This is a genomic window from Marinobacter sp. M3C (assembly GCF_023311895.1).
In the GTDB taxonomy this organism is placed as follows: domain Bacteria; phylum Pseudomonadota; class Gammaproteobacteria; order Pseudomonadales; family Oleiphilaceae; genus Marinobacter.
On record NZ_CP092284.1, the window covers coordinates 1,981,578 to 1,999,015 of the forward strand.

A 17,438-nucleotide genomic window follows, 5' to 3' on the forward strand; every position below is an offset into this window, starting at 1 on the left:
AGACGTTCCAGGTGGAACCGATTAGAGATAGTCACTCGAAGTCATACACAACCACTTCAACGACAACACCGGATAACGCTTGAAAAAATCGTTATCACTTGAACACTTCCCTCAAAGACCGTAGAGGAAAGCATTCGTGTTCTATCTCATCCAATTTGTTAAAGAGCAAATCTGACCCAGTGATCAGAAAGAAGGCCTTCAGACTTAGCGGACGCTAAACTGAAACACTTTTTTCTGTACACTGACCGAAGTCAGGGAATTCAGGGTAACCAAGTAACTCGTCATGCCTGTATAATGGTGGAGCTAAGCAGGATCGAACTGCTGACCTCCTGCGTGCAAGGCAGGCGCTCTCCCAGCTGAGCTATAGCCCCAGAAGCTACTCTACAAATTGCTCAGATCTAGGCATCGAGGGGCGCCGCATAGCGTTTCTATGCAAGTCACTCGATAACGACGAGCTGAGCAATTTTGGTGGGTCTGGGTGGAGTTGAACCACCGACCTCACCCTTATCAGGGGTGCGCTCTAACCAACTGAGCTACAGACCCGGTTTTGCTTGTCTTCGAAGCGCCTGGTCTGCGTTGCAATCCTCGTTCAGTTGGTCACGTACTACAGTACGCTTCCGCCTTCGCTCAGCTTGCGCCTTGCCAATCGATTCGAATCCGGCGCCAAACCCCTGAGGGTTAAAACCGTCGGGCCTGAAAGACCCTTTGCTCTCTTTAATCAATCAACCAAGTAATTCGTGTGGACTCTGACCGAAGCGTTCGGCATCGTTTAAGGAGGTGATCCAGCCCCAGGTTCCCCTAGGGCTACCTTGTTACGACTTCACCCCAGTCATGAACCACACCGTGGTAATCGTCCTCCCGAAGGTTAGACTAACTACTTCTGGTGCAATCCACTCCCATGGTGTGACGGGCGGTGTGTACAAGGCCCGGGAACGTATTCACCGTGACATTCTGATTCACGATTACTAGCGATTCCGACTTCACGGAGTCGAGTTGCAGACTCCGATCCGGACTACGACGCGTTTTGTGAGATTGGCTCCCCCTCGCGGGTTTGCAGCCCTCTGTGCGCGCCATTGTAGCACGTGTGTAGCCCTGGCCGTAAGGGCCATGATGACCTGACGTCATCCCCACCTTCCTCCGGTTTGTCACCGGCAGTCTCCCTAGAGTTCTCAGCATTACCTGCTAGCAACTAGGGATAGGGGTTGCGCTCGTTACGGGACTTAACCCAACATCTCACGACACGAGCTGACGACGGCCATGCAGCACCTGTGTCAGAGTTCCCGAAGGCACCGATCCATCTCTGGAACGTTCTCTGCATGTCAAGGCCAGGTAAGGTTCTTCGCGTTGCGTCGAATTAAACCACATGCTCCACCGCTTGTGCGGGCCCCCGTCAATTCATTTGAGTTTTAACCTTGCGGCCGTACTCCCCAGGCGGTCAACTTAGTGCGTTAGCTGCGCCACTAAGGATTCAAGATCCCCAACGGCTAGTTGACATCGTTTACGGCGTGGACTACCAGGGTATCTAATCCTGTTTGCTCCCCACGCTTTCGCACCTCAGTGTCAGTGTTGGTCCAGGTAGCCGCCTTCGCCACTGGTGTTCCTTCCTATATCTACGCATTTCACCGCTACACAGGAAATTCCACTACCCTCTACCACACTCTAGCCATGCAGTTCGAAGTGCCGTTCCCAGGTTGAGCCCGGGGCTTTCACATCTCGCTTACATAACCACCTACGCGCGCTTTACGCCCAGTAATTCCGATTAACGCTTGCACCCTCCGTATTACCGCGGCTGCTGGCACGGAGTTAGCCGGTGCTTCTTCTGCGAGTGACGTCAATCCTCAAGAGTATTAATCTTAAGGCCTTCCTCCTCGCTGAAAGTGCTTTACAACCCGAAAGCCTTCTTCACACACGCGGCATGGCTGGATCAGGCTTGCGCCCATTGTCCAATATTCCCCACTGCTGCCTCCCGTAGGAGTTCGGGCCGTGTCTCAGTCCCGATGTGGCTGATCATCCTCTCAGACCAGCTACGGATCGTTGCCTTGGTAGGCCATTACCCCACCAACAAGCTAATCCGACTTAGGCTCATCTAATAGCGCAAGGTCCTCTCCGAAGAGCGGATCCCCTGCTTTCCCCCGTAGGGCGTATGCGGTATTAATCCGAGTTTCCCCGGGCTATCCCCCACTACTAGGCAGATTCCTAAGCATTACTCACCCGTCCGCCGCTCGACGCCTGGTAGCAAGCTACCATCGTTTCCGCTCGACTTGCATGTGTTAAGCCTGCCGCCAGCGTTCAATCTGAGCCATGATCAAACTCTTCAGTTTAAATCATACAAGATCCGAAGATCTTAAATCTGCTCAAGTACAAAAACTCAATTCTTGACGAGTCGTTGACTTGGTATTTCTTACCGAAATACTCCAGTCAGCGCCCACACGAATTACTTGGTTAATTTTTTAAAGAGCGTTTGAGCCGTGGCTCAATCAGGAGGCGAATTATACATCGTTTCGCTGCCCTGTCAACCGTTTATTTCGAGAAGCGTTAGAAGCATTTCCTTCCAAACCCCCCAACCTAACCGGCTGGTACTGCTTGATTCGAGAGGCGCATTCTACAGCGTATCCGAACCGTGTCAACCGTTTTCGCGTTCAAAGTTTAAATCACATTCCCTAAACTTTTCAACGTCTTACCCAACAGTTTCCGCTCAATTCCTGCCCCTCTATTCCGGGCTGTCCCTCAAGCGAGATGCGCATTCTACAGACTTCTCGGAACAGGTCAACGGGGAAAGTGAAAAAAGTTCAAATCCCCGTCATCGACCTATTTCACCATAGTAATACGCGCAACCTTCTTCTTGCCGGCCTGGATAACACAGGTGTCGCCCTCAGCAAACATTCTGTCGCCCTCAAGCTTTACGCCATCTATAAAGACGGCACCACGGCTCAGCACATCCCGCGCTGCCGCACCGTTCTTAACCAATCCGGCCATACGCAACACCGTGCCAATTGCCAACTGCTCCTGCCCCTCCAGCGCAACGCTTACCTCTGGCACGTTGTCGGGTATTTCGCCTAGCGTCACACGGTTGCCTGCGGACTTGTGAGCAGTTCTCGCAGACTCTTCATTATGGAAGCGGGTAATCAGCTCTTCTGCCAGCAGTTTCTTATAGTCCTGCGGGTTAGCTCCGGAACTTACCTGGGCCTGAAATTCTTCTATTTCAGCCAGGGGCCGGAAGCTCAGCAATTCAAAGTAACGCCATAACAGCTCATCGGGTACCGATAACAGCTTGGTGTACATTTCACCAGGCGCGTCATTCACACCAACATAGTTGCCCAACGACTTGGACATCTTCTGCACCCCATCCAGACCCTCAAGAATGGGCACCGTCAATATGACTTGCGGCTTTTGGCCGTAGTTCTTCTGCAGTGCCCGCCCCATCAGCAGGTTAAACTTCTGATCGGTGCCGCCCAGCTCGACGTCCGCCTCCAGGGCGACCGAATCGTATCCCTGAATGAGAGGGTATAGAAATTCGTGTATCGCAATCGGCTGCCCACCGGTGTAACGCTTGTCAAAATCGTCGCGTTCGAGCATGCGAGCAACTGTGTACTGCCCCGCCAAAGCAATCATGTCCGCGGCGCTCATTTTACTCATCCACTCGGAATTGAAAGCAACGCGAGTTTTGGCAGGGTCCAGAATTTTGAACACCTGCTCTTTATAGGTAACCGCATTAGCCGCTACCTGCTCACTGGTCAGCGGCGGCCGGGTAGCACTCTTGCCCGACGGGTCGCCAATCATACCGGTGAAGTCGCCAATCAGGAAAATGACCTCATGACCCAAATCCTGGAACTGGCGCAGCTTGTTAATAAGCACCGTGTGGCCAAGATGGAGATCAGGCGCAGTAGGGTCAAAACCCGCCTTAATACGCAGCGGGCGCCCCTCTTTTAGTTTGGCGACTAACTCCTCCTCGGGAATTAGCTCGTCGATACCACGCTTGATCAGCGCCAGCGATTCATCAATCAATGCCATGAACACCCCACCTCATAATTTGATTTGAAACAGTTCCAGTTCACAGAGTTGGATAACAACTCTGCCTATTCGCCGAAACTTTGCTAAGATACAGCTGTTCAGTTTTTAACCATCACTGAATGGTCGCGGCGCCGTATTATAACAATCGCGCTCCGATAAATCCGTGTAACAAACACCGCAACTGTAATGTTGACGTCTGTTGCCGATGATTCTTATGCGGTAATCTATCAGCTAGACTATTAAAACCAGATTTAATACAGCGGCACAAGCTGCCGAAATGTCGACTTAAACGGGTGAAATACGTGTTCAAAACATTCCCCAAGACCCACATCACGATCGCAGCAGCGGCCACCGTTGTTGTTGTCACTGCCGTGCTGATGAGCCCGAGTGCAGATGTAGAAGCCAAGCGCATGTCTATCGCGCTTGATCTTGAATCGGGCACAGCCGCCACCGTTGTTGCTACTCCTTCTGCGGTGCCAGCATCGCCAGTACCTGAGACACAAGCAAAAGCAACCCAGGCATCGAGGATCTCAACCAACGTAAATTCGAACCTGACAACGGCCGTCACGCCTTCAACCGCGCTTACAGCTAAAGCAGAGAAAACCCTTCTCCCAAGCCTTGGCAAGCCGGCTATAGACTGGCAAGCGCTTGATATTCGCTCAGGTGATACTCTATCCACTCTGTTCAAAAAAGCCGGCTTTAACGATGGCATTATGCTGTCGGTTATTCACGGAGCAGGCGAAGCGAAGAAACTGCAGCGCCTCTACGCTGGTGAAACCATCCGCTTCGCCACGAGCTCTGAAGGTGCCCTTACAGGGGTTGAGCTTCAACGTAGCAAACTGGAACGTTTAAGCATAACCCTTGGTGCAGACGGTTTCACTGGCAAAAAAGTGGTTCGAGAGCCAGAGGTACGAACAGCGTTTGCCAAAGGCACCATCGATGGTTCCCTTTATCTGGCCGCTCGCGCCGCCGGTATGAACGACCGGCTAACGATGGAAATGTCTGGCATTTTTGGCTGGGACATCGATTTTGTATACGACGTGCGCAAAGGCGACCGCTTTGAAGTGATTTATGAAGAGCTTTATCTTGACGGCGAGAAATTTGGCAGCGGACGCATCCTGTCGGCTAACTTTGTTAATCGCGGCGAAGACAACATTGCCATGCTGTACACAGACGCTCAAGGTGAAACCGATTACTACAGTCCTACCGGCAGAAGTATGCGCAAGGCCTTTTTGCGTGTACCACTGAACGCGCGGGTTTCGTCATCCTTTAACTTGCAGCGTCGGCATCCGGTACTGGATGTTGTCAGGCCACACGAAGGCACCGACTATGCAGCTCCCCCCGGAACGCCCATTAAGGCGGTAGGCAACGGGCGGATCAAATTTGCCGGCTGGAAAGGCGGTTACGGTCGTACGGTTGTGTTGTCACACGGAGATAACATTACAACGCTTTATGCCCACATGAGCAGGCTGGGCAAAGGTATAAAAAATGGTGGACGGGTTAAGCAAGGTGAAACCATCGGTTACGTCGGCTCTTCCGGCATGGTCACAGGCCCGCACTTGCACTATGAATTCCGGGTTAACGGTGCGCCGCGTAACTCACGGACGGTCACGCTGCCAGATGCCAAGCCCATTCCAAAAACCGAACTGGCCCGCTTCAAAAAGTTCACTCAGCAACAGCTGGCGCAGCTCGACGATTTGCGCGGTAACGAAAAACTGCCTCTGACTCTGGCTTCAGGGAAGTAAACATGACCGCCTGGATAGGGCTGATGTCTGGAACCAGCATGGACGGCATAGATGCCGTGCTGGTGTCATTTGGAACCAGTGCCATAGAATTTCACGCCCGCCACACCCTGGCCTACCCCGCCGAACTTCGAGCCAGACTAGAACTGGCCGCCCAGAATCACGCAACACCCGACGAGCTGGGTGAACTGGACACACTGACGGGCCAGCTGTTTGCCAAGGCCGCCAACACTGTTATTCAGCAATCTGGAATACCAGTAGCGGATATTGGCGCGGTGGGCAGCCATGGCCAAACGATACGCCATCAGCCTAGCGGCAGCGCGCCATTTTCCCTGCAAATTGCCAACCCAAGCATTATCGCCGAGCACACCGGCGTGGCGACCGTTGCCGATTTTCGTCGCCGCGACATGGCCGCGGGGGGGCAAGGCGCGCCTCTGATGCCGCTGTTTCACCAGTCATTCTTCAGCAGCGCAGAGGAAGATCGCTGCATTATTAATCTGGGTGGCATTGCCAATATTACCTGGCTACCGAGGGCCGGAACAGGAAGCGTTTACGGGTTTGATACAGGCCCGGCCAATGCTCTTTTAGATGCCTGGTGCGCCGACCAGACTGGGCGTCATTTTGACTGTGACGGCCGCTTGGCCGAAGAAGGCACTGTCAACGAGGCGCTGCTCAGTGATCTGTTTACTGACGCCTACTTTGCAAGCCCGGCACCGAAAAGTACCGGCAAAGAACGTTTTAATCTGGGCTGGATAAAAACCCGGCTGCAGCGTTACCCGAACTTACTTGCCCCCGATGTGCAGCGCACACTGCTGCAGCTAACGGTGCTCAGTATTGCCCGGCAGATGCCGCAATCGACGGCGTTTAAAGTGTATGTGTGTGGCGGAGGGGCGCTGAACCCTGTGTTAATGCGCGAGCTGGCTCGGGCGCTTAGCCCGGCTGCCGTGTGCAGTACGGAGGAACTTGGACTCGACCCGCAATGGGTGGAACCGGTCGGGTTTGCTTGGCTGGCCCGTCGCACCGTTCTGGGACTGAGTGGAAACCTGCCAGAAGTAACCGGCGCCAGCGGGCCGAGAGTATTAGGCGCCATCTACCCAGCCTGATGAATACAGAGTTTCAACAGCTCATCATGCAGTGTCGGCAGCCAGTTAGACAACGCCAACAGCCCGTTAGATTTAGATAGAAAAGGAACTGCCGCAGCCGCAAGTGGCGCTGGCATTAGGGTTGTTCACCACAAACTGAGATCCCTGAAGGCCCTCGAGATAATCCACCGTCGAGCCTACCAAGTACTGATAACTCATCGGGTCTACCAGTAATTTAACGCCGTCACGCTCGATGATTGTATCTTCGTCGTCTTGGGCGTCATCGAATGAAAACCCGTACTGAAAGCCAGAACACCCCCCGCCGGTTACATACACCCGCAAATTAAGATCGGCGTTGCCTTCTTCATCAATAAGCTCTTTGGCTTTGGCCGCCGCACTGTCACTGAAAAACAGCGGGGCTGATACCTGTTGCTGAACTGCGCTCAAGTTCCCCTCCGGAATGTTGGCTGAATTTCAATGATTATCGTATTCTTGACTAAAACAATCAACTATTACCAGAGCGCAAACATTACGCATTAAGGCGCCTTAGACTGCAGGCTAGTTCGCCACCAGTTTGCTCCACAAAAAGGTGCGTTCGGCCTGCACTATTTCTTTGCCTCCTAGCTGCGCGACTACCTGCACTTCCAGAGGCTCAAACCCGTCGGGTAACGTGAGTGAGCCATTAATGTCCTGAAAATAGCGAAAACGAAACTTTATGCCCAAATCATCAGTCTTTGGTGATACATCACGTAGCGGTATGCCCTCTGCGCTACCACCGGACCGGCCCACCAGATTCACCGCTACCACACCCGACTGATAGCGCTTATTATTACCAACCTGGGTCAACACCAACCGAAAATCAAAACCGCCTTCGGGGTTTCTATCAATACTCAGGCGGTCAATCTGCAAGCCTTTTGCCACGCTTGCCGGAGCCATAATTTTTTTATAAAAACCCAGGTCCGAGCGTAACTGGGCATTGCGGGTTTCCAGCGCCACAATACTCTGCCGGGTTTGATTCAATGCTTGCTCATCAATCGCCCGTCCCCGCTCCAAACTTATCTGTTGCTGGCGGGCTGCCTGATACTTTTTGCGTAGCTTTGTCGCAGACGCCTCTAACTGGTCACGTTCAACTTCAACCTGGCCCAAGCGTGCAATTTCACTATCAGTTCCGTGCTGCACTCCAGCCCAGTAACCGCCAGCCAAAAACGTCCCGCAGGCCAGCGCCAACGTCAGCCAGCGCAGGCCAACACTTCCACGTTTGCTTGCCTGGGGGGCGGCGCCAACCACCCTTAAAACGCCAGGCCAGCAGCTCTTTTTACAGCTGTTGCGGCTCTCATGGCAGCATGGCCGGCGCTTCGAGGCCCATGGTTTCGGGGATGCCAAACATGACGTTCATATTCTGTACAGCCTGGCCGGCAGCACCCTTCACCAGGTTATCAATCACCGAGGTAACAATAATCACGTTGCTGCTTTCCTGCCGGTGCAGCGCCATGCGGCAATGATTCGCACCGCGCACACTGCGGGTTTCCGGATGACTGCCAAACGGCATGACATCCACAAAGGGCTCGTCCCGATAACGTTCTTCATACAATTCCTGCAACCGGTCAAAATCGCCCGGGTTATGTAATTCAGCGTAAAGTGTTGCTTCTATGCCGCGAATCATCGGCACCAAGTGTGGCACAAATGTAACACCCACCGCAGTTCCTGCAGCCTGACTCAAGCCTTGGCGAATTTCCGGCAGGTGGCGATGGCCAGAGGCGCCATAGGCTTTGAAACTTTCACCAACCTCGCCGTGCAACATACCCACGCTGGCCTGACGACCCGCACCGCTGGAGCCCGATTTGGCGTCGGCAATTAAGCGGCAGCTGTCTACCAACCTGTTTTCCAGCAAGGGCAGAAAACCGAGTTGCACCGCGGTAGGATAACAACCGGGGTTAGCCACCAGTTGGGCATCACGGAGTTGATTGCGCACTACTTCTGGCAGCCCATAAACGGCCTTTTCCGCCCACTCCGGACACTCGTGTGGCATTCCATACCATTTGACCCACACGTCCAGATCTTTCAGGCGAAAATCGGCCGACAAATCCACGACGCGCACACCCGCTGCCATCAACTCCGGCACCATTCGCATGGCTACACCGTGTGGCGTGGCGAAAAACACCAGATCACATTGGCAGAGTACAGCCACATCGGGTTCTGAAAACGCCAGATCAAAGTGGCCGCGCAGATTGGGATAAAGGTCAGAAACCGGCATACCTGCTTCCGAACGTGAGGTAATGCAATGCACTTGTGCCTGGGGATGCACCGCCAGAATCCTCAACAATTCCACGCCGGTGTACCCGGTGCCACCAACAATACCTACTTTAATCACGTTTAAGCTCCTGCTTGTCTGTTTCCTGAAATTGCATTTTTAACAGTCATTCTATCATGATAAGCCAACCGCTTATTGCAGCCCTGACCGGGGCGGCTACAATACCAAAGACAGTCTGCGCCGGATTAGACCCGGTATGAAAATCATCAACCGGCCCAGGCCCTGCATGTACCCATTATGATCCGTTCCACACGCCAGCTAACGGCGACGATGAAAGCCAGCTTCCAGCGCCGGGTATCCGGGGCAGATGCGCTGCCGCAACTGGCCATGCTGGGTCTGCTTTCCGGCTTGGTCACCGGCGGCGTTATTCTGATCTTCCGCCTCGCCATTGAATGGCCCTTGAAATATTTTCTACCCGGGGATGGAACCGGGGCTTTTCCCTCCGAGGCTTTCGAGGGTCTGGATGTTGTCACACGAGGGGTTTTACCTCTGGTCGGCGCGTTTGGCCTTGGCTTGTTGTTGCATCGTCTGGCAACTCATGACCGTAAAGTCGGTGTTGTTCATGTTATGGAACGCCTGAACTACCACCAGGGCTATATCACTGCCAAAAGCGCCTTTATTCAGTTCATTGTAGGCGTTGCAACCGTGGTTACCGGGCAATCTGCAGGCCGGGAAGGGCCCGCCGTTCATTTGGGGGCGGCTTTTTCAAGTTTGATGGGGCAGTGGATGCGGCTGCCCAACAACAGCATTCGCACCCTGGTGGCCTGCGGCTGCGCTGCGGCCATATCAGCATCGTTCAACACGCCGATTGCAGGGGTGATTTTCGCGATGGAAGTGGTGATGATGGAATACACCATCGCCGGCTTCACACCCATCATTCTTGCAGCCGTTAGCGCCGCGATAGTCACCCAGATCGTGTACGGCCCAGATCCCGCGTTTAATGTTCCTGCACTGATGACGAACTCACTGCTGGAGATACCCTGGATTCTGGCCATTGCAGTCATTATTGGTGTTGCAGCGGCGCTTTTTATTTACCTGGTGGAATACATGGGGCGCTTCAGCCACCGCCCCATCTTATTACGCGTCATTATTGCCGGCGTTCTAATGGTTCCCTTCGCTATTTTCATTCCCCAAACCATGGGGATCGGCTACGACACGGTCAATGACGCCATAAACGGCGGACTCGGCTTCTGGCTGCTCTTGAGCGTGGGCGTCGCAAAGCTCTTGATCACTGCTCTAACGGTTGGTCTGGGTATGCCCAGCAGCATCATAGGGCCTACGCTTTTCATGGGCGCGACGCTCGGCGGAGCCATGGGATTGATCGGTGCAGAGATTATGCCGGGCCACGCCTCGTCTGTCGGTTTTTACGCCATGCTGGGCATGGGCGCGATGATGGGCGCGGTATTGCAAGCGCCTTTAGCGGCGCTGATGGCATTGATGGAACTGACCCGCAACCCCAATATTATTTTGCCGGGCATGCTGATTATCACCACCTCAAGCCTGGTGACCAGCGAAGCGTTTGACCGTAAATCGCTATTCTTGACCATTCTCAAGTCCCAGGGCCTGAGCTATCAGAACTCTCCGGTAATTCAAGCATTGCGGCGGGTATCGGTAGCCGCCATCATGGATAAGAGTATCCTGCGTATCCAACGCCGGCTGACGCCGGAAGAAGCCCGTCAAATCCTGAAATCTGAGCCTAAGTGGCTGGTAATTGACGGCAGCAGCGGACCAACGTCGCTGATGCCGGCGGTAGATCTGGCACGTTTTCTGGAGGACAGCGAAAAACTGCTAAAAACCGAAGACCAGCCTCTGCCCGCGCAGATTGACCTGATGAACATACCGGCAAACCGTCGCGATCTGGCGCCGGTGCAATATCAGGCCACGCTGGAAGAAGCCTTGTATGAATTTGATAACAGCAGCGCAGAAGCTTTATATGTTCAGCGCCACGTGGCGCCGATGATTCAGAGAATCCATGGCGTTGTGCTGAAATCGGATATCGAAAGTTACTATCAATATCGGCGGAGTTAGGCATGCTTTGGGTTAAGGCTTTTCACATAATTTCGATGGTGTGCTGGTTTGCCGGCATTTTTTACTTGCCACGGCTATTTGTTTACCACGCGGCCTGCGAAGACGAGCCGGGCCGCGAGCGCTTCAAGATTATGGAGCGCAAGCTGTATCGCGGGATTACCACACCTTCCATGATCGCCACGGTATTTTTTGGCGTTTGGCTGCTCAGCTATAACCTGTCTGGCTATTTCAGCCAGGGCTGGTTGCACGTCAAACTCGTATTGGTGGCGCTGTTGATCGTTTATCACTTTTACTGTGGCCACTTGGTCAAAGTGTTCCGCGACGATCGCAACACGCGCGGCCACGTGTTTTACCGCTGGTTTAACGAATTGCCCGTATTTGTGCTGCTGGCGGTGGTTATTCTTGCGGTTGTACAGCCATTCTAAGCCGTTACTACACGAGCACTCCCAACAACAATCTCAGCGCAAGGAGAGAGACATCAAACTCCGCAGCCGTCCTCAAGTATTGATTTTGTCCGGACTGGACCCCTCCGGTGGTGCCGGTGTGCAAGCCGACATTCAATCTGTTACCTCTATGGGCTGTCACCCGCTGCCAGTGCTAACCTGCCTGACCGTGCAAGACACCCACAACGTTTATGCTGCGGAGCCGATTGACGCCGATCTGATTCGTCGACAACTCGAATGCCTGGCTGGCGACACGCCTATTCACGCCATAAAAACCGGCGCCCTGGGCAATGCCGACGTGGTGGACGTGCTGGTAGAATTTGTCCGCAAACGCCCGCACATACCGCTGATTGTAGACCCGGTGATTAAAGCCGCCGGCGGCGGTGATCTGGCAGACTCGGAACTCATTAACGCCATGCTGACGCGGCTCTTCCCCCTAGCGGAAATGATCACGCCCAACGGTGTGGAACTGGAATTGCTGACCGGCGAACCTGATCCGCAAAAAGCCGCCGCGAAACTCCAGCTGGCTGGCTGCGGTGACGTGCTGGCCACAGGTGGCCACGGCACCGGCGAAGCCATCATTAATGTGCTGTACCGCCGTGATGCCAAACCCCAGCGTTGGCATATCGAACGTATTGGTGGCGAATATCACGGCACCGGTTGCACGCTGGCATCCTCTATTGCCGCAGGCCGTGCCTGCGGCCTGTCGCAGCGTGCCGCTATCGCGCAGGCGCAAAACTACGTGCATCGTGCCATCGTTCAGGCGCTGAAAGTGGGTGAGGGGCAACCGGTGCCCGACCGGGGGGTTCTATGGGAACATTAACGCTAAAACCCGGTCTGTATGCCATTACCGACGGCTACTTAATCCCTGGTGATACACTGATATCGGCGGTAGAAGCCGTCCTGGAAGGTGGCGCAGTACTGGTGCAATACCGTGAAAAACACTTGCCGGCAGCAGAACAGCTGCGCCAGGCCAGCGCCCTGCAATCCGCCTGCAGCAATGCCGGCGTGCCGCTACTGATTAATGACAACATCGAGCTGGCCTTGCGGGTGCAAGCAGCCGGCGTGCATCTGGGCCAAGGTGATACCGCCCTGATCGACGCTCGGCGCCTGCTCGGCGAACAGGCCATTATTGGCCTTACCTGCCACGCCGACTTGGCGCTGGCGCAAGCGGCCTGCGAGCAAGGTGCAAGTTATCTGGCATTTGGCCGGTTTTATCCATCGACCACAAAACCCGACGCTTCCGCGGCCGACACGCAAGTGCTGGGACTGGCCAAAAAGTTCAAACTCCCGGTGACCGCCATTGGCGGCATTACCCTGAGCAACGCCGAACCTCTGATTCGGGCTGGTGCCGATTTGCTGGCGGTGGCCGGTGGGCTTTTCAGCACCGACATTAATGCCACCGCAAAACGCGCCCGCGAATTTAGCCGGCTGTTTGCCGAACATCGTTCTCAATTTTCTCAACGCATTTAACAGGAGCCAAGACATGACGCACTCCGAAACCCTGTTCGAACAGGCCCAGAAATACATTCCTGGTGGCGTTAACTCCCCGGTACGGGCTTTTCGCGGTGTTGGCGGCACGCCCATCTTTTTCAAAAGCGCTCAAGGCGCGTATCTTTACGATGAAGACGATCGCCGTTACATCGATTACATCGGCTCTTGGGGACCCATGATTATTGGCCACTCCAACCCGCTTATAAAAGAAGCTTTGCACGCGCAGATTGAAAAAGGCATAGGCTACGGCGCACCAACCGCCATCGAAACCGAGATGGCCATGAAAGTGTGTGAACTGGTGCCCTCCATCGAACTGGTGCGCATGGTGAACTCCGGCACCGAAGCCACCATGAGCGCACTGCGCCTCGCCCGTGGTTACACCGGCCGCGACAAAGTGGTCAAGTTTGAAGGTTGCTACCACGGCCACGTTGATTCACTGCTGGTGAAAGCCGGTTCCGGAGCGTTGACCTTGGGCATACCAAATTCTCCGGGTGTACCCGCTTGCCTGGCCGAACTTACGCTAACCCTGAACTTCAACGATATTGATGACGTGCGCGAAACCTTCCGCACCATGGGCAACGAGATCGCGGCCATCATTGTAGAGCCGGTAGCTGGCAACATGAATTGCATTCCACCGGTTCCGGGGTTTCTGGAAGGCCTGCGCGAGATCTGCAACGAGTACGGCACGGTGCTGATCTTTGACGAAGTGATGACCGGTTTCCGGGTGTCACTGGGCGGAGCCCAAGGTTTGTTCGGCGTAACCCCAGACCTGACGGCGCTGGGCAAAGTGATCGGTGGTGGCTTACCGGTTGGTGCTTTCGGCGGCAAACGCGAAATTATGGAACACATTGCGCCTCTAGGACCGGTTTACCAGGCGGGCACTTTGAGCGGTAATCCGCTGGCGATGACCGCTGGCCTGGCCACCCTGAACGCGATTTCCGAGCCCGGATTCCACGACGCCCTGACCCGTAAAACTGAAAAAATCTGCGCTGGCCTGAAGGCCGCGGCCGACGAGGCAGGTATTCCGCTGGCGGTGCAAGGGGCTGGCGCTATGTTCGGCTTTTTCTTCAGCAAGGAGTCGTCCGTCACCCGCTTTGACCAAGTGATGGAATGCGATATCGAACGCTTCAAGAAGTTCTTCCAGGGCATGCTGGCCGAGGGCATTTACCTGGCGCCGTCGGCTTTTGAAGCCGGCTTCACCAGCGCCGCCATTTCCGATGAAGACATCGAGTTCACTCTGAACGCGGCGCGCAAGGTATTTGCAACGCTTTAAAATGTTGTGCCGACGTTGCCCCAAGCAAAAAGGCCACTGCTAAACGCAGTGGCCTTTTTTTTCTAACCGCTTTTTTCTACCCGCTTTTTTCGAGCTACCATTTTGCCTGGATTACAGGCTAGCAGCGCGGCTTTCGGCCTGTTGCGCACCGGCCACATTGCCCCGGGCTCTACGAATATCGGCCAACAGTAACCAGCCTGAACGCTGCAGACGCTCGTCACGCCCCGCCAGCGACAACCCTTTAAGAGTAAACTGCTCAGCGCTGCCAAGCTGGCCGGTCATCACGTAAGCTTCAGACAGCTTGAAATACACCGCCGCAGACCGCGGTGCAATGCGCTGCGCCCGTTCCAGACGGACAATCGCCGCAGGCCCATTACCCTGCGCCATCAGGGTATCGGCCTCTTTTACCAAGCCCGCGGCCGCATCTGACATCTGATCACCGGATTCGCGGTACCCAGGCACGCCTGTTTGCTGTTGCGATTTCTGTTCAGGCGGCTGTTCGCTTTTGCGCCATATCTGCGGTTCATCGGCTGGCTTGGCGGCGCCGTCGGTCAGCGGCGGTTGAGGCGCCTGCGGACGCTCGCCGGAAGGCACGTAAATACCGCCACCAGGCCCACTGGCACAGCCCGCCAGTAGCAATACGGCACAGACAACTGTGCGGCGAAACATCTGTGCTTTATTCTGCATGTTTTTTTGTGCTCTCATTATTGAAACAATCCTTCAAACCAACCACGGATTTTTTGTGGCAGAGAGCCAGCACACGTAATTTTCTGCTGTGGCTCACTGCCGGTGATAAACGGCATCAGGCGCGCATTTTCGCATTGTTCATCGGTTAACGCCTGTTGTTGTACATTTACCCAATGGTATTGCACTCCATCGGGTACCACCGGCGTGAAACTGTTTTGTGGCACCTGAGCCATAAAATTCGACCACACCGGCAAGGCTCCGCTGGCACCCGTTAGCCGGGTAGCGCCGTTGTCGTCCCGCCCTACCCAGACGACCACCAGCAAGTCGCCGCTAAAGCCAGCAAACCAGGCATCGCGGCCATCATCGGTGGTGCCTGTCTTTCCCGCCAGCGCCAAAGCCCGGGGAACCGTGTTATAAGCCGAACGGCCCGTGCCCTCTTGCATGGTTTCCTGCATGGCGTATTGCAGCAGGTGCACTGCGGCCGGGTCCGCCACCTGGTTCACCTGCAAGCTATAGCGGCTAAGCGGTTTACCACCCGCGTCGGTCACTTCCCGAATGGTGCGCAACGGGGTGTTAAACCCTGATGTCGCAAGACCCTGGTATATCTGCGCCACATTCACCGGCGTCATCGCGACGGCGCCCAACAGCATAGACGGATAGTCGGAAATAGCCGAGTCGGTGCCAAACGCCTGCAGCGTGGATTTCACCTCGGCCAACCCGATGTCCAGTCCCACCCGAACCACCGGCAAGTTATAGGATTTAGACAACGCCTGATGCAAGGGCACTTCGCCCCGCTCCAGACCGTCGTAGTTTTTTGGTTGCCATACCGTGCCGTTCTCAAATTTCAGGGTGAAGCGCGTGTCCTGCAGAGGAGTAATCAGCGTGTAACGCTGGGGCTGTGACAAGGCGGCCAGGTACACAAAGGGTTTCACCAATGAACCTATCTGGCGACTGGCATCCAGTGCCCGGTTAAAACCGGCGTAACGCGGGTCGCGCCCACCGACCAGGGCCAGCACTTCGCCGCTGTCTTTCGCGGTCACCACCAACGCGGATTCCAGTGCTTCGTCGCCCAGAAGCGGCAGTGTCTCCGTTACCGCTTTCTCCGCAGCCATCTGCATGGCGGGGTTAAGAGTGGTAAAAATTCGCAGGCCTTCGCTGCGCAGGTCTTCCTCTTTGTAATCCCGTGCCAGGTGGCGGCGAACCAGATCGATATAGGCCGGGTAGCGATTCTGCGAAAAAGAAGCCTTGTCACTCACGCCCAAAGGCAAAGACCGCGCGCGCTGCGCGTCAGATTCACCCAAAAGGCCTGCTTGCTGCATTTGGTCCAGCACCAAGTTGCGCCTTGCCGTGGCACGTTGCGGATGGCGACGAGGGTTGTAATAACTGGGGCCCTTGACCATGCCAACCAGCAGCGCCAATTGGTGGGGCAGCAAGTCCTCTAATGCCTCGGCAAAATAGAACTGGCTGGCCAGACCAAAACCGTGAATGCTGCGTGTGCCCGCCTGGCCCAGATACACTTCGTTAAGATAGGTCTCCAGAATGTCGCTCTTGCTGTAATGCAGTTCCAGCAGAATCGACATCAACGCCTCGTTACCCTTGCGCAGCAGGGTTTGCTCACGGGTCAGGAAAAAGTTTTTCACCAGCTGCTGGGTGAGCGTGCTGCCACCTTGAACAATGCCACCAGCGCGAATGTTGGCCAGCATGGCGCGGGCAATCGAAAGCGGCGCAATACCATGGTGGTCATAAAAACGGCGGTCTTCAACCGCCATCAGGGCAGCCGGCAGCAACTCTGGCAATTTATCCAGCTGCACTAAAATTCGGTCTTCCTGATGCGCCGGATAAATACCACCAATCTGCGCCGGTTCCAGGCGCACAATCGCGCTATCCGGACCTTTGACAACCTTTAAGTTCTGCACCTGATCACCCGCTATACTCAGCGCCAGATGCCGCCGCGGCTCCTTGCCATCGGGGAAATCAAAGCCGCGACTGCTGATCAGAAAGCGCCCACCGCTGCGCTGATAACTGCCCGAGCGCGAACCATCGCCTTTGTGGAAACCCGCCAATGCCAATTCCTGCTCCAGCGCAGAGGCACTTACCGGCGCACCGCTGTAAAGTTCCAGCGGCCGGGCGTAAACCCGCGATGGCACTTCGAAGCGACGGCCCTCAAAGCGCGATGTGACCTGCGCATCCAGATACACCATCCAGCCCGCCAGCAATACCAGGCCAAGAAGTGCCAGACGCAGTAAAAGACGCCAGAAACCCTTGCGGCGAGACTGTGCGGAGACGGGCTGTTTACGAGAAGCCGGTTTTTTGCGGCCGGGCTTGCGGGCCTTATCGGTATTTTTCATGGCGGCAGTATAACGAACG

The 17,438-nt window shown here is 55.1% G+C and carries 13 protein-coding genes, 2 tRNA genes and 1 rRNA gene; 7 read left to right on the forward strand and 9 right to left on the reverse strand.

Annotated features, from left to right (window positions below; translation table 11 throughout):
- Window positions 1-295 precede the first annotated feature (295 nt).
- The 4 genes from MIH18_RS09180 to tyrS all read right to left on the reverse strand — a co-directional run bounded on the left by MIH18_RS09180 (window position 296) and on the right by tyrS (window position 4,011).
- Window positions 296-371 (reverse strand) — tRNA-Ala (locus MIH18_RS09180).
- A 95-nt stretch (window positions 372-466) separates the two neighbouring features.
- Window positions 467-543, reverse strand: a tRNA-Ile gene (locus MIH18_RS09185).
- Between the two features lie 227 nt (window positions 544-770).
- Window positions 771-2,321 (reverse strand): 16S ribosomal RNA (locus MIH18_RS09190).
- Window positions 2,322-2,808: 487 nt separating this feature from the next.
- The gene (gene tyrS / locus MIH18_RS09195; RefSeq protein WP_249007570.1) at window positions 2,809-4,011 is read right to left on the reverse strand and encodes a tyrosine--tRNA ligase; all 1,203 of its coding nucleotides are present in this window, start codon (window positions 4,009-4,011) and stop codon (window positions 2,809-2,811) included.
- Between the two features lie 302 nt (window positions 4,012-4,313).
- Between tyrS and MIH18_RS09200 the strand changes: the two genes are divergently transcribed.
- Entirely contained in the window at window positions 4,314-5,756 is a 1,443-nt protein-coding gene (locus tag MIH18_RS09200; protein WP_249014363.1) for a peptidoglycan DD-metalloendopeptidase family protein, read from the forward strand.
- Between the two features lie 2 nt (window positions 5,757-5,758).
- Window positions 5,759-6,856 carry an anhydro-N-acetylmuramic acid kinase gene (locus tag MIH18_RS09205; RefSeq protein ID WP_249007568.1) on the forward strand — a complete coding sequence of 366 codons (1,098 nt, stop codon included), beginning with the start codon at window positions 5,759-5,761 and terminating at the stop codon, window positions 6,854-6,856.
- A 72-nt stretch (window positions 6,857-6,928) separates the two neighbouring features.
- Here the strand turns inward: MIH18_RS09205 and erpA are convergent, their stop codons facing one another.
- The 3 genes from erpA to argC form a co-directional block, all read right to left on the reverse strand.
- Window positions 6,929-7,282, reverse strand: coding sequence for an iron-sulfur cluster insertion protein ErpA (gene erpA, locus MIH18_RS09210; RefSeq protein ID WP_249007567.1), 354 nt, complete (start codon window positions 7,280-7,282; stop codon window positions 6,929-6,931).
- Window positions 7,283-7,393: 111 nt separating this feature from the next.
- Window positions 7,394-8,122, reverse strand: coding sequence for a DUF6776 family protein (locus tag MIH18_RS09215; RefSeq protein WP_249014364.1), 729 nt, complete (start codon window positions 8,120-8,122; stop codon window positions 7,394-7,396).
- A gap of 46 nt (window positions 8,123-8,168) precedes the next feature.
- A complete protein-coding gene (gene argC, locus MIH18_RS09220) occupies window positions 8,169-9,206 on the reverse strand; it encodes an N-acetyl-gamma-glutamyl-phosphate reductase (protein ID WP_249014365.1) in 1,038 nt (345 codons plus the stop codon).
- 177 nt (window positions 9,207-9,383) lie between these two features.
- On the opposite strand from argC, the gene MIH18_RS09225 reads away from it, so the two are divergent.
- From MIH18_RS09225 to hemL, 5 genes are all read left to right on the forward strand, one after another.
- A complete protein-coding gene (locus tag MIH18_RS09225; protein ID WP_249014366.1) occupies window positions 9,384-11,174 on the forward strand; it encodes a chloride channel protein in 1,791 nt (596 codons plus the stop codon).
- A 2-nt stretch (window positions 11,175-11,176) separates the two neighbouring features.
- Window positions 11,177-11,599, forward strand: a complete 423-nt coding sequence (hemJ, locus tag MIH18_RS09230; protein WP_249014367.1) for a protoporphyrinogen oxidase HemJ — start codon at window positions 11,177-11,179, stop codon at window positions 11,597-11,599.
- Window positions 11,600-11,678: 79 nt separating this feature from the next.
- Window positions 11,679-12,440 (forward strand): hydroxymethylpyrimidine/phosphomethylpyrimidine kinase, encoded by a 762-nt coding sequence (locus tag MIH18_RS09235; protein WP_249014368.1) that lies wholly within the window; start codon window positions 11,679-11,681, stop codon window positions 12,438-12,440.
- Window positions 12,428-13,090 carry a thiamine phosphate synthase gene (gene thiE, locus MIH18_RS09240; protein WP_249014369.1) on the forward strand — a complete coding sequence of 221 codons (663 nt, stop codon included), beginning with the start codon at window positions 12,428-12,430 and terminating at the stop codon, window positions 13,088-13,090. Before MIH18_RS09235 ends, thiE begins: the two co-directional genes overlap by 13 nt.
- Window positions 13,091-13,103: 13 nt before the next feature.
- Window positions 13,104-14,384 carry a glutamate-1-semialdehyde 2,1-aminomutase gene (gene hemL / locus MIH18_RS09245; protein ID WP_249014370.1) on the forward strand — a complete coding sequence of 427 codons (1,281 nt, stop codon included), beginning with the start codon at window positions 13,104-13,106 and terminating at the stop codon, window positions 14,382-14,384.
- Window positions 14,385-14,495: 111 nt separating this feature from the next.
- Here the strand turns inward: hemL and MIH18_RS09250 are convergent, their stop codons facing one another.
- Both MIH18_RS09250 and mrcB read right to left on the reverse strand, forming a co-directional pair.
- Entirely contained in the window at window positions 14,496-15,071 is a 576-nt protein-coding gene (locus MIH18_RS09250) for a tetratricopeptide repeat protein (RefSeq protein WP_249014611.1), read from the reverse strand.
- A 17-nt stretch (window positions 15,072-15,088) separates the two neighbouring features.
- Entirely contained in the window at window positions 15,089-17,419 is a 2,331-nt protein-coding gene (gene mrcB / locus MIH18_RS09255; RefSeq protein WP_249014371.1) for a penicillin-binding protein 1B, read from the reverse strand.
- Between the last annotated feature and the right edge of the window lie 19 nt (window positions 17,420-17,438).

Bases quoted from the DNA above. Each gene is read 5' to 3' on its own strand.
- tyrS (WP_249007570.1), bottom strand. From the start codon at position 4,011: ATGGCATTGATTGATGAATCGCTGGCGCTGATCAAGCGTGGTATCGAC.
- mrcB (WP_249014371.1), bottom strand. From the start codon at position 17,419: ATGAAAAATACCGATAAGGCCCGCAAGCCCGGCCGCAAAAAACCGGCT.
- hemJ (WP_249014367.1), top strand. From the start codon at position 11,177: ATGCTTTGGGTTAAGGCTTTTCACATAATTTCGATGGTGTGCTGGTTT.
- MIH18_RS09205 (WP_249007568.1), top strand. From the start codon at position 5,759: ATGACCGCCTGGATAGGGCTGATGTCTGGAACCAGCATGGACGGCATA.
- MIH18_RS09250 (WP_249014611.1), bottom strand. From the start codon at position 15,071: ATGCAGAATAAAGCACAGATGTTTCGCCGCACAGTTGTCTGTGCCGTA.
- thiE (WP_249014369.1), top strand. From the start codon at position 12,428: ATGGGAACATTAACGCTAAAACCCGGTCTGTATGCCATTACCGACGGC.
- hemL (WP_249014370.1), top strand. From the start codon at position 13,104: ATGACGCACTCCGAAACCCTGTTCGAACAGGCCCAGAAATACATTCCT.
- MIH18_RS09225 (WP_249014366.1), top strand. From the start codon at position 9,384: ATGATCCGTTCCACACGCCAGCTAACGGCGACGATGAAAGCCAGCTTC.